Here is a 12524-nt window from a genome sequence, read left to right on the forward strand (position 1 = left end):
TTGACTCAGACCGTGAAAGTGAACCCCCACCCATGAGCACCTTGGCCACCAAGGACTTGACCATCCGCTTTGGCGGCCACGTGGCGGTCAACGGCGTGACATGCTCTTTCGAGCCCGGCACGCTGACCGCCATCGTGGGCCCCAACGGCGCTGGCAAGACCACCTACTTCAACCTGATCTCGGGGCAACTCAAGGCCACCAGCGGCAGCGTCACGCTGGGCGGGCACGACCTCACGGGCCAGTCCGTCTCGGCACGCACACACGCGGGTCTGGGCCGTGCTTTCCAGCTCACCAACCTGTTCCCCAACCTCAGCGTGCTGGAGAACGTGCGCTTGGCCGTGCAGGCCACGCAGGAGGGCAAGCACCGCCGGGGCATGAACCTGTGGAGCATCTGGAGCGACCACAGCGCGCTGACCCAGCGCGCCCGCGTGATCCTGCAGGCCGTGGCCATGACCGACCGGGCCGATACGCCCGTGGCCAGCCTGCCGCACGGCGACCAGCGCAAGCTCGAAGTGGCGCTGCTCATGGCGCTGGAGCCGCAGGTCTACATGTTCGACGAGCCCACGGCCGGCATGAGCCACGACGAGGCGCCCGTGATCCTGAACCTGATCCGCGAGCTGAAGAAGGACAAGACCAAGATCATCCTGCTGGTGGAGCACAAGATGGACGTGGTGCGCGAGCTGGCCGACCGCATCATCGTGCTGACCAACGGCACGCTGGTGGCCGATGGACCGCCAGCCGAGGTGATCGCATCGCCCGTGGTGCAAGAGGCTTACCTGGGCGTCTCCAAGGACGCAGAGAAGGAGGCCGCATGAGCACGACGCCAACGACCAACCTGCTCGAACTCAAGGGTGTGCACACGCACATCGGGGCGTACCACATCCTGCACGGCGTTCATCTCGCCGTGCCCAAAGGGCAGCTCACCATGCTGCTGGGCCGCAACGGCGCAGGCAAGACGACCACGCTGCGCACCATCATGGGCCTGTGGCATGCGTCGCAGGGCTCCATCCACTTTGGCGGCAAAGACATCACCGCGATGAATACGCCTGCCATCGCGGGCCTGAACATCGCCTATGTGCCCGAGAACATGGGCATCTTTGCCGACCTCACTGTGAAGGAAAACATGCTGCTGGCCGCACGCAGTGCCCGCAACGCCGCGCAGATGGACGAGGCGCGGCTGCAGTGGATCTTCAAGCTCTTCCCCGCGGTGGAGAAGTTCTGGAACCACCCCGCCGGCAAGCTCAGCGGCGGCCAAAAGCAGATGGTGGCCGTGAGCCGCGCCATCGTCGAGCCGCGCGATCTGCTCATCGTGGATGAGCCCAGCAAGGGCCTCGCGCCCGCCATCATCAACAACATGATCGATGCGTTCGACCAGCTCAAGAAGAGCGGCGTGACCATCCTGCTCGTCGAGCAGAACATCAACTTTGCCAAGCGGCTGGGTGACACCGTAGCCGTGATGGACAACGGCCAGGTGGTGCATGCGGGCAGCATGGCCGCGCTGGCGCAAGACGAAGAACTGCAGCGCTCGCTGCTGGGGTTGGCGCTATGAGTTGTGTGAGTAATTTCAGATGTTTTCGGGCGGTAGCGCAGGTATCTATTGCCCTGTTAGCTATCAAATGTGTAGCTGATGTACGTGGTGCGGCGACTGCCGCTGGAGGTCGGGCATGAGCGTCACCCGCGATTTCGACTGGAAGCCCCTGGCACTGGTGCCGGCGCTTGCGCTGTTGGTGCTGCCGTTCATCGGCTCGCCCAGCACCTGGCTCACGCTCACGGTGGCGGGGCTGGCCATGGGCATGATCATCTTCATCATTGCCTCAGGCCTCACGCTGGTGTTTGGCCTGATGGATGTGCTGAACTTTGGCCATGGCGTGTTCATTGCGCTGGGTGCGTTTGTGGCCACCAGCGTGCTGGGCGCCATGGGCGACTACACCCAGAGTGCCGAGCTGTGGCGCAACCTGATGGCCGTGCTCCCCGCCATGGTGGTGGCCATGGCGGTGGCCGGGGCCGTGGGCCTGGCGTTCGAGCGCTTCATCGTGCGGCCCGTGTACGGCCAGCACCTGAAGCAGATCCTCATCACCATGGGCGGCATGATCATTGGTGAAGAGCTCATCAAGGTCATCTGGGGCCCCGCGCAGATCCCGCTGCCACTGCCCGAGGGCATGCGCGGCTCGCTGCTGGTGGGCGATGCTGCCATCGAAAAATACCGCCTCGTCGCGGTGGCTGTGGGCCTGCTGGTGTTTGGCGTGCTGGCCTGGACGCTGTCGCGCACCAAGGTCGGCCTGCTGATCCGCGCTGGCGTGCAAGACCGCGAGATGGTCGAAAGCCTGGGCTACCGCATCCGCCGCTTGTTTGTGGGCGTGTTCGTGGTGGGCTCGGCTCTGGCGGGCCTGGGCGGTGTGATGTGGGGCCTGTACCAGCAGAACGTGGTGCCCCAGATGGGCGCGCAGGTCAACGTGCTGATCTTCATCGTGATCATCATCGGCGGCCTGGGCAGCACCGGCGGCGCGCTCATCGGTGCGCTGCTGGTGGGGCTGATGGCCAACTACACCGGCTTCCTGGTGCCCAAGGTGGCGCTGTTCTCCAACATCGCGTTGATGGTGGCCATTCTCTTGTGGCGTCCGCAGGGCGTCTATCCCGTGGCCAACCGCTGATGAGGAGCCGACTGACATGCTGAACCGACTTCTCTCTGGCGACTATCCGCGCAGCAAGGTGCTGGCGGTGATTCTGGTGGCCATCTTTGTGGGCCTGGCGTTCGCGCCGTTCCTCTTCCCGGGTGTCAAGGCGCTGTCCGTGGCAGCCAAGGTGCTGATCTTTGTGGTGCTGGTCGCCAGCTTCGATCTGCTCTTGGGCTACACCGGCATCGTGAGCTTTGCGCACACCATGTTCTTTGGCATCGGGGCCTATGGCATTGCCGTGGCCACCACCCGCATGGGGCCCACGTGGTCGGCGCTGCTGGTGGGGCTGGCCGGGGCGCTGGTGCTCTCCCTGCTGCTGTCGCTGGCGGTAGGGCTCTTCTCGTTGCGGGTGCGGGCCATCTTCTTTGCCATGATCACGCTGGCCGTGGCGGTTGCATTCCAGACGCTGGCCTCGCAGCTGTCGGACATCACCGGCGGCGAAGACGGCTTGACTTTCAAGGTGCCCGAGTTCCTGTCGCCCAGCTTCGAGCCCTTTGACGACCCCTTCCTGGGCGTGAGCATCGATGGGCGGCTGATCTGCTACTACCTGCTCTTTGTCACGGCCGTGGCGCTGGTGCTGGCGCTGCTGCGCATCGTCAATTCACCCTTCGGCCGCGTGCTGCAGGCCATCCGCGAGAACGAGTTCCGCGCCGAGGCCATTGGCTACCGCGTGGTGGTGTATCGCACCACGTCCAGCGTGCTGTCGGCGCTGTTTGCCACCATGGCAGGCGCCATGCTCGCGCTCTGGCTGCGTTACAACGGGCCGGATACGTCCCTGAGCTTCGAAATCATGATGGACTGCCTGCTCATCGTGGTGATCGGCGGCATGGGCACCATCTACGGCTCGGCCATTGGCGCCGTGCTCTTTCTGGTGGCGCAAAGCTACCTGCAGGATCTGCTGCGCCTGGGCAGCGAGGCCACGTCGGGCCTGCCCTGGCTGTCGGCGCTGCTGTCGCCCGACCGCTGGCTGCTGTGGCTGGGCGTGCTGTTCGTTCTGTCCGTTTACTACTTCCCCACCGGTGTGGTGGGGCGCCTGCGCGCGGCAGCTGCGCGCAAGGTGGGGTGAGTGGCCCAGCCGCGCCGGGTGACTGGCGTGGCCTGGGTGTGTGGGTGAGCTGTGCAACAAGACGCAAAGAAAAAAACACCAGGAGACAAGCACATGAAGATGAGCATGAAGAACCCGCGTTTTCGTCCCTTTTCTCGTCCGTTCGTTCCCGCCGTGCTGGCTGCAGCCGTGCTGGCCGCCTGCGGCGGCAGTGATGGCGACAGCGCCGCACTCAACATCAAGCCCGCTTACCTGGGTGCGATCAGCGAGGCCATGTACGACGGCACCAGCAACGACCTGCTCACCGCGGGTCTGGGCGCCACGGGGCTAGCGGCGGCCGTGCCACCGGCCTATGCCGACCCGGTCAAGCCCACCGCAGCCGAGCTGCGCCGCACCGCCATCCACACCAACTACCGCGCCATGCTCGACATGACGGCGGCCGGGGGGTACGGCACGCTGTATGGTCCCAACGTGGATGCGCAGGGCAAGGTCACCACCGGCGAAGGCAAGGTGGCAGGCACCGAATACATCGCGTTCGCCGATGACGGCACAGGCCGCAAGAACGTCACCCTCATGGTGCAGGTGCCTGCCAGCTTCGACCCCAAGAAGCCCTGCATGATCACCGCCACGGCTTCGGGGTCGCGCGGTGTGTACGGTGGCATCTCCACGGGCGAGTGGGGCCTGAAGAAGGGCTGCGCCGTGGCGTACTCTGACAAGGGCACGGGCGGTGCTCCGCACGACCTGCAAAACGACACCGTGCCGCTGATGGACGGCACGCGCACCACGGCCACGGCAGCGGGCAAGGCGGCGGCCTTCAATGCAGGGCTCACCGCCACCGAGCTGGCGGCCTTCAACACCGCCACACCCAACCGCTTTGCCTTCAAACACGCGCACTCGGGCCAGAACGCCGAGAAGGACTGGGGCACCACCACCCTGCAGGCGGTGGAGTTTGGCTACTACGTGCTCAACCAGCGCTACGGCGCCACCGATGCGGCGGGCCAGCGCTTGAAGACGCTGACCCCGGCCAACACCATCGTGATTGCATCCAGCATCTCCAACGGTGGTGGCTCCGCGATTGCTGCGGCCGAGCTGGACACCCAGGGCCTCATCAGCGGCGTGGCCGTGTCCGAGCCGGCCATCGAGATGCCGGCCAACCCAGGCGTCACGGTGCGCCGTGGCAGCGCCGATGTGGCCGTCACTGGCAAGACGCTGGTGGACTTCACGACCTACGCCAACCTCTACCAGGCCTGCGCATCGCTGGCGCCATCGGTCAGCACCAGCCCCTACGCAGCCGCTTTTGCCGCGGGCTTCGGCAGTGCGGCCCTGCCCATTGCGCCCAATCGGTGCGCTTCGCTCAAGACCGCGGGCCTGCTCACGGCCTCCACCACGGCCACGCAGGCCGAGGAGGCCTTGCAAAAGCTGCGCGCCTACGGCTGGGAGCCGGAGTCCAACGACCTGCATGCATCGCTGGCTGCTTTTGAAGTCGCTCCGGCGGTGGCCGTCACGTTCGCCAACAGCCTGTCGCGTGCCAGTGTCAAGGACCACCTGTGCGGCTTCAGCTACGCGGCCACAGCGGCTACGGGCGCGGTGACATCACTGGCACCCGCAGCCCTCGCTGGTATGTTTGCCACGGGCAATGGCGTGCCTCCATCGGGCGGCATCAACCTGGTCAACAACCTGGGCAAGCTGGGCCCGGCACGCGACTTCCTGTCGGTGTCGGACGCTGGCGTGGCCGACTGGAACCTGAGCGGTGCGCTGTGCCTGCGCAACCTCGTCACCGGCAACGACGCTGCTGCCAAGAAGCTGCAGGCCGGTGTTCAGGAAACCCGCCGCAACGGCAACCTGCGTGGCAAGCCTGCCGTCATCGTGCATGGCCGTGCCGATGCACTGCTGCCCGTGAGCCACACCTCGCGCCCCTACGCTGCGCTGAACAAGAAGGTCGAAGGCGCCGCCAGCAAGCTCAGCTATGTGGAAGTGGCCAATGCCCAGCACTTCGACAGCTTCATCGGCTTGCCCACCGTGCTGCCGGGTTATGACAGCCGCTACGTACCGCTGCACGTGTACCTGAACCATGCGCTCGACGCCGTGTACGACCACCTCGCCAACGGCAAGGCGCTGCCCGCCAGCCAGGTGGTGCGCACGGTGCCACGTGGCGGCACACCGGGCAGCGCCCCGGCCATCACCGCCGCCAACGTGCCGCCGCTGGCCGCCACGCCCGCTGCCGCCAACGCCATTGCCATCACGGCGGGCGCCATTTCCATCCCCGACTGACCGGGACGCTGAACGACCTATGTGGAAGCCCGGAGGCCCGTGCACCGCTGGTGCCTGGCTCCCCGGGCCATTGAAGGCGCAGTCATCACAAGGATGGAACCAATGAACACTGTGAAGAGTTGGGCACGCCGCGCGTCGGCCGCCCTTAGGTGGAGTGGCGCGCTGATGGTGGCACTGGCCGCAGGCGTTTCGGTGCCAGCGAGGGCTGCCGATGTGGTGGTGGGGCAGGTGGCCCCGCTGTCTGGCGTGCTGGCCAGCACCGGCGCGCAGATGGTGCTGGGCGGCAAGATTTATTTTGACTGGGTCAATGCACAGGGTGGCGTGCACGGCGCCAGCATTCGCCAGGCGGTGGCCGACGATGGCTACAAGGTGGCAGACACGGTGGCCCGCACCCGCGAGCTGCTGGCCAAGCCCGAGGTGGTGGCGCTCTACGGCTTTGCAGGCACGGCCAACATCACCCAGCTGCTGTCCGATGGCGTGCTGGAGCAGGGCGGCGCCGCGCTGGTGGCGCCGTACACCGGTGGCGAGTCGTTGCGCAGCCCGTTCAACCCCTGGATCTTTCATGTGCGTGCGGGTTATGTGGACGAAACCGAGCACATGGTGCAGCAGCTCACCACCCTGGGCATGAACCGCGTGGCGGTGATGTACCAGGACGATGGTTTTGGCAAGGCGGGCCTCGCGGGCGTGGAGGCGGCGCTGGCCAAGCGCGGCCTCAAGCTCGTGGTGTCAGCAGGCTATGAGCGCAATACCGACAAGGTGGATGACGCCGTCAAGGCCATCAAGGCTGCCGATGTGCATGCGGTCATCATGATTGCGGTGAACAAGCCTGCGGCGGCCTTCATCCAGCGCTACCGCGAGCAGGGCGGCGGCGCGCAGCTGTACAACATCTCGGTGGTGGACCCAACGGAGCTGGTGAAGCTCGCGGGCCTGAAGAACGCCCACGGCCTGGGCATCAGTCAGGTGGTGCCGTACCCCTACCGCCCGCAACTGCCCGTGGTGCGCGAGTACCAGACGTTGCTGAAGAAGTACGCGCCTGAGGCCGAGGTCAACTACACCAGCTTCGAGCAGTTTTTGGGCGCCAAGGTGCTGGTCGAGGCTCTGCGCCGCGCCGGGCCTGCGCCCACACGCGCCAAGGTGGTGAAAGCGCTGGAGTCATTGCAAAGCTATGACCTCGGCGGCATCACGCTGGGCTATTCGCCCACCAACCGCATCGGCTCGCGCTATGTCGAGGTTACCGTCATCGGCAGCAACGGCCGCCTCATGAAATGAGCGCGGCTCAAAAAACTCTCCTGGCGTCGTTGTTGCGTCTTGCCGTACTTGCAGTACTGTCTGCGACGCAACGCCTAGCCAGGACCGCTTCGCTGAGTTTTGTGAGCCGCTACCCGTCCTCAGGTTGTTATGTACGCAGCCTGCATCCCTCCACCGACTCACAAGGTTGTCCACCATGACTCCGTTATCGCGCTACGCCACCTGTGCTGGCTATGAAATCCACTATACGGAGTGGGGTGCGCGTGACGCGCCCGTGGTGATTGCATGGCATGGTCTTGCGCGCACCGGGCGCGACATGGACGAGCTGGCCGCGCACCTGGCACCGCGCTACCGCGTGATCTGCCCCGACACCCTGGGCCGAGGCCTTAGCCAGTGGGCGCGCGCGCCGCACGACGAGTACCGCCTGTCGTTCTACGCGCGCCTTGCGGCCGGCCTGTTTGACCAGTTGGGGATCGAGAAAGCGCACTGGGTGGGCACGTCGATGGGTGGAGCCATCGGCACGGTGTGCGCATCGGGTCTGTTCGAGCCGCAGCTCAAGGGCCGCATCACCAGCCTGCTGCTCAACGACAACGCACCGCGCCTGGCCGATGCCGCGCTGGAGCGCATCAAGGCCTACGCGGGTCATCCACCCGCGTTCGATACGGTGATGGAGCTGGAGGCGTTCTTCAGGCAGGTGTACAAGCCCTACGGCTGGCTGAGCGACGCGCAGTGGCGTCTGCTGACCGAGAGCAGCACGCGCCGCCTTGCCGACGGACGTGTGACGCCGCACTACGACCCCGCCATGGTGCAGCAGTTCACGCACCATGCCAATGACTACCTGATCTGGGACCACTACGACGCGCTCAGCATTCCGGTGCTGTGCCTGCGCGGGGCGGAGTCTGACCTGGTGCTCCCCGATGTCACCGCCGAAATGCTCACGCGCGGCCCGGGTGCCCGGGGGCTGGCCCAGGTGGTCGAGGTGCCCGGTTGCGGCCATGCGCCAGCACTGAACGTGCCCGAGCATTACGCACTGGTAGACGGGTTTTTGGCTCGGGCGGGGTGACGCGACTGGCGGTACATTGGCTCCAACTGTTGCCTACCGCCATGAAACCGTTCTTGTTGATCGCCTCGCATTTGCTCACCCTGGCTGTGGGGTTCGCTGCAGGTGTGTACTGGTTGCCGATCCTGATCGCGCCCGCAGCCCCTACGCTGCAGGAGGTGCAGGCAAGCCTGCCCACGGCAGCATGGAAAGCCACCTTTCGCCGCGATCTGAAGGACAGCGACGCCCTGCACTGGGGCGAGGGCGTGGTGTCGATTGGCCCGCAAGCCATCAGCCTGGCAGGCAAGCTGGCACCGGGGCCCGACTACAAGCTGTACCTGTCGCCTGCGTTTGTGGAGACAGAGGCGGACTTTCAGCGCCTCAAGCCACAAATGCTGCGGGTGGGGGATGTGAAGACGTTTAACAACTTCATCGTTCCGGTGCCGCAGGGCGTGGACCCCGCACGGTTCAACACCGTGATCGTGTGGTGTGAGACCTTCGGCCAGTTCATCACGGCCGCGCAGTACCGGTAGAACGACTGTTCAAGGTCATGCCAGGTGTGTGCAAGTGCTCTGCCGGAAGGCGTGGAGCCACGAAGGGGTAATGGGCGCCCCGGCTAGTGGCATGTGCATCAGCCCATGCGGGGCGTCCAGGGCATCCACGCCCCCCGATTGCACTGCCCGCAGATGTCGGAAAAGGCGTTCAGGCGCCCAGCTGCGCCAGCGCGGCTTGCAACCCGGCGAGTCCGCCCACACGCTGGTCATTGATGAAAATTTGTGGCATCTGCCGCACCGATGGCCCGCACTTGGCATAGAACGCCAGGCGCTCGGCTTCGTCATCGATCTTGATTTCCTCGTAGGGCAGGGAGCGGGATTTGAGCAGCATCTTGGCCGACTCGCACTGCGGGCAGGCAGACTTGGAATACACAGTGATTTGAAGGGTCATGGTGCGAGTTTACGGGGCGTGGAGTGGGTCATGAGACCGCGCCGACCTCTGGCTTGTACCGTGGCTGTAGCGGAGTGGTTTACCATTCGGTTTGTTTTGTGACTGATTGGTAATTTATGGCTCTGCTATTTCCTTGGGTCCGCCGTTCGGTTCTGCTTTTAGCGGCGTCTTTTGTTGTGGCCTTGGTGGGCTGCTCATCCACCACGCCGCCTCCCGGTGTCACCCCCGTCACCCCGTTTGATTTGGCCCGGTACGAAGGCCGCTGGTACGAGGTGGCGCGGCTCGACCATTCTTTCGAGCGCGGCATGACGGACGTGAGCGCCACCTACCAGCGCCAGGCAGATGGCAGCGTGCGTGTGCTCAATCGCGGTTTTGATACGGGCAAGGGCGATTGGCGCCAGGCGGAGGGCAAAGCCAAGTTCACCGGCGACACCAACACCGCCTCGCTCAAGGTCTCGTTCTTTGGCCCGTTCTACGGCGGCTACCACGTGGCCGCGCTGGATGCCGATTACCAATGGGCGCTGGTGGTGGGGCCAGACCGCAGTTACTGCTGGATCCTGTCACGGACGAAGCAGCTGCAGCCTGCTGTGCGCGAGCAACTTTTGGCCCGCGCACAGGCAATGGGCATCGATACCCAGGCGCTGATCTGGGTAGCCCAAGAACGCACTGACCCGCAGCCATGAGTGTTTTGACGATGTCACAACCCATCGCCGTCATCGGTGCAGGTCTGGCGGGCCTGTCGTGTGCACAGGCGCTGCTGCAGGCGGGGCACACGGTGCATGTTTTCGACAAGAGCCGGGGGCCGTCGGGCCGCATGAGCACCCGGCGCGCGGAGGACGACAACGGACCCTGGCAGTGCGACCACGGCGCGCAGTATTTCACCGCACGTGATGCCGCTTTTCGCTCAGAAGTTGCCCGGTGGCAGCAGGCCGGTGTGGTCGCCCCATGGGGCGCACGCCTGGCGAGTTTTGACGGCACAGCGTGGACCACCCCGCACACGCTCCTTGAGCGTTTTGTGGGTACACCGCGCATGACATCGCCCGCTGCTTGGCTGGTGCAGGGCCTGGCGCAGGCCGGTGAGCGCGCCCACACCCAGTGGCAGACCACCGTGCAGCGGCTGGAGCGGCACCCCGAAGGATGGACTATCACTTGCGCAGAGCAGGGGCTGCATGCGCCGCGCTACCGCGCTGTGCTGTTGGCTGTGCCCGCGCCTCAGGTGGCGCCGCTGTTGACCCAGGTGGCACCCACTGGCGCTGCGGTAGCAGGCAGCGCCCGCATGCGGGGCAGCTGGGCCGTCATGTTGCGTTATGCCTCGCCTGTGGCCTTGCCGTGGGACGGCGCCTTCGTCAACACCGGCCCGCTGCGCTGGGTGGCACGCGATAGCAGCAAGCCCGGCCGTACGGGGCCAGAAACGTGGCTTTTGCACGCCAGTGCCGAGTGGAGCGAGGCGCATATTGAAGACAGCGCGGACAGCGTCACCGCTGCCTTGCTCGCCGCCTTTGCGGCCCTGGGCGGCCCCACACCCCTGGCTGCCACGGCGCACCGCTGGCGCTATGCGGATACCGAACCCGCACTGACCTTGGGCTGCTGGTGGGACGCCAATGCCCGCCTGGGGCTGTGTGGTGACTGGCTGAATGGCGGGAAGGTCGAGGGCGCCTGGCTCAGCGGCCTGGCGCTGGCGCGACAGGTCGCAGCCGCCTGATCTGTGCGCACAGGGCTTGTGCCATGAGCTACACCGTGGTCTGGTTCAAGCGCGACTTGCGCGTGCACGACCACGCCCCGCTGCAGCACGCCGCCGCCCAGGGCCCGGTGCTGTGTCTGTATGTCGTCGAGCCCAGCCTCTGGGCGCAGCAGCCTGATGCGGCCCTGCAGCACTACCACTTTGTGCAAGAAAGCGTGCACGACCTGGCCCAGGCCCTGCAACGGCGCGGCGCCACGCTGCAGGTGGCCGTGGGCGAGATGGTGGACGTGCTGACCCGCCTGCATGCACTGGCCCCGTTCCACACTCTTGAGGCGCACGAAGAAACCGGCAATGCCCACACCTATTCCCGCGACTTGGCCGTGGGCCGGTGGTGCCGCACGCAGGGCGTGGCATGGCGCGAATGGCCGCAGCACGGCGTGGTGCGCCGCCTGCGCTCACGCGATGATTGGCAGGGACACTGGCAGGCCCACATGCACGCACCGGTGGTGCTCGCCCCCGGGCCTGATCTCTTGCAGGCCCGTACGTTGCCGTGGCCTGCACAGCCCTGGCCCAGCGGGGCTGAACTGGGCCTGCCCGCGCATGACCCAGCCCAGCGCCAGCGCGGGGGGCGCAAAGAAGGCCTGCGCGTGCTGCAAGACTTTTTGGCGGAGCGCAGCCAGGGCTACCGGGGCGGCATCTCGTCGCCGCTGACAGCGCCCAGCGCCTGCTCGCGCCTGTCGCCCTACCTGGCATTGGGTTGCCTGGGCATGCGCGAGGTGGTGAAGGCCACCCAGCGGCGCGAGCAGCAACTCAAGGCCAGCACCGACTTTGGAGCTGCGTGGCAGCGCAAAGGCTTGACGGCCTTTATGAGCCGCCTGCACTGGCATTGCCATTTCATCCAGAAGCTTGAATCGGAACCCGCGCTGGAGCACCACAACCTGCACCGGGGCTATAACGGCCTGCGCGAAGCGGAATGGAACCCCGCTCACTTCGAGGCCCTGGTGGCCGGGCGCACCGGCTGGCCCATGGTGGATGCCTGCGTGGCGATGCTGCGCGAGACGGGATGGGTCAACTTCCGCATGCGCGCCATGCTGGTGTCGGTGGCTTCGTACCCGCTGTGGCTGCACTGGCGGCCCGTGGGCGAATGGCTGGCCCGCCAGTTTCTGGACTATGAGCCCGGCATCCACTGGAGTCAGATGCAAATGCAGGCGGGCACCACCGGCATCAACACCACCCGCGTCTACAACCCCATCAAGCAGGCGCAAGACCACGACCCCCACGGCCACTTTGTGCGCCAGTGGCTGCCCGCCTTGCGCCGCGTGCCCGATGCCTGGCTGCTGGAGCCCTGGCGCATGCCGCCCGATGTGCAGGCCCGCTGCGGCGTGCGTGTAGGCCACGACATTGCCGTGCCGCTAGTGGAGTTGGACACCGCCACCCGCACCGCCAAGGCCCGCGTGCACGGCCTGCGCGCCCAGCCCGCCGTGCGCGCCGCCCAGGCTGCGATTGTGGAAAAGCACGGCTCCCGCCAGTTTCGCGATGGCGGCAGCCCCCAGGCACGCGCCCGGGCTCGCGCACTCAACGCCGCCCAGCATCCCCAGCAGCAAACCCTGGACTTTTGAA

Annotated in this window: 12 protein-coding genes; 11 read left to right on the top strand and 1 reads right to left on the bottom strand. The window is 66.0% G+C overall.

The annotated features are described in order from the left end of the window. The first annotated feature begins 32 nt into the window (after nucleotides 1-32). From ACTJKQ_RS12885 to ACTJKQ_RS12920, 8 genes are all read left to right on the top strand, one after another. Nucleotides 33-815 (top strand): ABC transporter ATP-binding protein, encoded by a 783-nt coding sequence (locus ACTJKQ_RS12885; RefSeq protein WP_440597035.1) that lies wholly within the window; start codon nucleotides 33-35, stop codon nucleotides 813-815. After that, complete coding sequence (locus tag ACTJKQ_RS12890; RefSeq protein ID WP_056064594.1) at nucleotides 812-1549, top strand: ABC transporter ATP-binding protein; 738 nt, start codon at nucleotides 812-814, stop codon at nucleotides 1547-1549. The genes ACTJKQ_RS12885 and ACTJKQ_RS12890 overlap by 4 nt, the downstream gene beginning before the upstream one ends. A 115-nt stretch (nucleotides 1550-1664) precedes the next feature. After that, on the top strand, nucleotides 1665-2651 hold the full coding sequence (locus tag ACTJKQ_RS12895; protein ID WP_056064590.1) for a branched-chain amino acid ABC transporter permease: 987 nt from the start codon (nucleotides 1665-1667) through the stop codon (nucleotides 2649-2651). Between the two features lie 16 nt (nucleotides 2652-2667). Then, a complete protein-coding gene (locus ACTJKQ_RS12900; protein WP_440597036.1) occupies nucleotides 2668-3741 on the top strand; it encodes a branched-chain amino acid ABC transporter permease in 1074 nt (357 codons plus the stop codon). A gap of 93 nt (nucleotides 3742-3834) precedes the next feature. Next, nucleotides 3835-5991 carry a D-(-)-3-hydroxybutyrate oligomer hydrolase gene (locus ACTJKQ_RS12905; RefSeq protein WP_440597037.1) on the top strand — a complete coding sequence of 719 codons (2157 nt, stop codon included), beginning with the start codon at nucleotides 3835-3837 and terminating at the stop codon, nucleotides 5989-5991. Nucleotides 5992-6093: 102 nt separating this feature from the next. Continuing rightward, a complete protein-coding gene (locus ACTJKQ_RS12910) occupies nucleotides 6094-7260 on the top strand; it encodes an ABC transporter substrate-binding protein (protein WP_056064584.1) in 1167 nt (388 codons plus the stop codon). Nucleotides 7261-7435: 175 nt separating this feature from the next. Beyond that, on the top strand, nucleotides 7436-8302 hold the full coding sequence (locus ACTJKQ_RS12915) for an alpha/beta fold hydrolase (protein WP_440597038.1): 867 nt from the start codon (nucleotides 7436-7438) through the stop codon (nucleotides 8300-8302). 41 nt (nucleotides 8303-8343) lie between these two features. After that, nucleotides 8344-8811 (top strand): DM13 domain-containing protein, encoded by a 468-nt coding sequence (locus ACTJKQ_RS12920; RefSeq protein WP_056747093.1) that lies wholly within the window; start codon nucleotides 8344-8346, stop codon nucleotides 8809-8811. Nucleotides 8812-8980: 169 nt separating this feature from the next. Here the strand turns inward: ACTJKQ_RS12920 and ACTJKQ_RS12925 are convergent, their stop codons facing one another. Next, on the bottom strand, nucleotides 8981-9223 hold the full coding sequence (locus tag ACTJKQ_RS12925) for a glutaredoxin family protein (RefSeq protein WP_056064575.1): 243 nt from the start codon (nucleotides 9221-9223) through the stop codon (nucleotides 8981-8983). 116 nt (nucleotides 9224-9339) lie between these two features. Between ACTJKQ_RS12925 and ACTJKQ_RS12930 the strand changes: the two genes are divergently transcribed. The 3 genes from ACTJKQ_RS12930 to ACTJKQ_RS12940 are packed head-to-tail and all read left to right on the top strand — an operon-like array spanning nucleotide 9340 to nucleotide 12523. Continuing rightward, nucleotides 9340-9906, top strand: a complete 567-nt coding sequence (locus ACTJKQ_RS12930; RefSeq protein WP_440597039.1) for a lipocalin family protein — start codon at nucleotides 9340-9342, stop codon at nucleotides 9904-9906. Between the two features lie 11 nt (nucleotides 9907-9917). Beyond that, nucleotides 9918-10925, top strand: a complete 1008-nt coding sequence (locus ACTJKQ_RS12935) for an NAD(P)/FAD-dependent oxidoreductase (protein ID WP_440597040.1) — start codon at nucleotides 9918-9920, stop codon at nucleotides 10923-10925. 23 nt (nucleotides 10926-10948) lie between these two features. After that, nucleotides 10949-12523 carry a deoxyribodipyrimidine photo-lyase/cryptochrome family protein gene (locus ACTJKQ_RS12940; protein WP_440597041.1) on the top strand — a complete coding sequence of 525 codons (1575 nt, stop codon included), beginning with the start codon at nucleotides 10949-10951 and terminating at the stop codon, nucleotides 12521-12523. The last annotated feature ends 1 nt before the right edge of the window (nucleotide 12524 follow it).

The sequence above is a fragment of the Acidovorax sp. 22279 genome (genome assembly GCF_052045435.1).
In the GTDB taxonomy this organism is placed as follows: domain Bacteria; phylum Pseudomonadota; class Gammaproteobacteria; order Burkholderiales; family Burkholderiaceae_C; genus Acidovorax; species Acidovorax delafieldii.

Bases quoted from the DNA above. Each gene is read 5' to 3' on its own strand.
- ACTJKQ_RS12915 (WP_440597038.1), top strand. From the start codon at position 7,436: ATGACTCCGTTATCGCGCTACGCCACCTGTGCTGGCTATGAAATCCAC.
- ACTJKQ_RS12905 (WP_440597037.1), top strand. From the start codon at position 3,835: ATGAAGATGAGCATGAAGAACCCGCGTTTTCGTCCCTTTTCTCGTCCG.
- ACTJKQ_RS12910 (WP_056064584.1), top strand. From the start codon at position 6,094: ATGAACACTGTGAAGAGTTGGGCACGCCGCGCGTCGGCCGCCCTTAGG.
- ACTJKQ_RS12920 (WP_056747093.1), top strand. From the start codon at position 8,344: ATGAAACCGTTCTTGTTGATCGCCTCGCATTTGCTCACCCTGGCTGTG.
- ACTJKQ_RS12925 (WP_056064575.1), bottom strand. From the start codon at position 9,223: ATGACCCTTCAAATCACTGTGTATTCCAAGTCTGCCTGCCCGCAGTGC.
- ACTJKQ_RS12940 (WP_440597041.1), top strand. From the start codon at position 10,949: ATGAGCTACACCGTGGTCTGGTTCAAGCGCGACTTGCGCGTGCACGAC.
- ACTJKQ_RS12895 (WP_056064590.1), top strand. From the start codon at position 1,665: ATGAGCGTCACCCGCGATTTCGACTGGAAGCCCCTGGCACTGGTGCCG.
- ACTJKQ_RS12930 (WP_440597039.1), top strand. From the start codon at position 9,340: ATGGCTCTGCTATTTCCTTGGGTCCGCCGTTCGGTTCTGCTTTTAGCG.
- ACTJKQ_RS12885 (WP_440597035.1), top strand. From the start codon at position 33: ATGAGCACCTTGGCCACCAAGGACTTGACCATCCGCTTTGGCGGCCAC.
- ACTJKQ_RS12890 (WP_056064594.1), top strand. From the start codon at position 812: ATGAGCACGACGCCAACGACCAACCTGCTCGAACTCAAGGGTGTGCAC.
- ACTJKQ_RS12900 (WP_440597036.1), top strand. From the start codon at position 2,668: ATGCTGAACCGACTTCTCTCTGGCGACTATCCGCGCAGCAAGGTGCTG.
- ACTJKQ_RS12935 (WP_440597040.1), top strand. From the start codon at position 9,918: ATGTCACAACCCATCGCCGTCATCGGTGCAGGTCTGGCGGGCCTGTCG.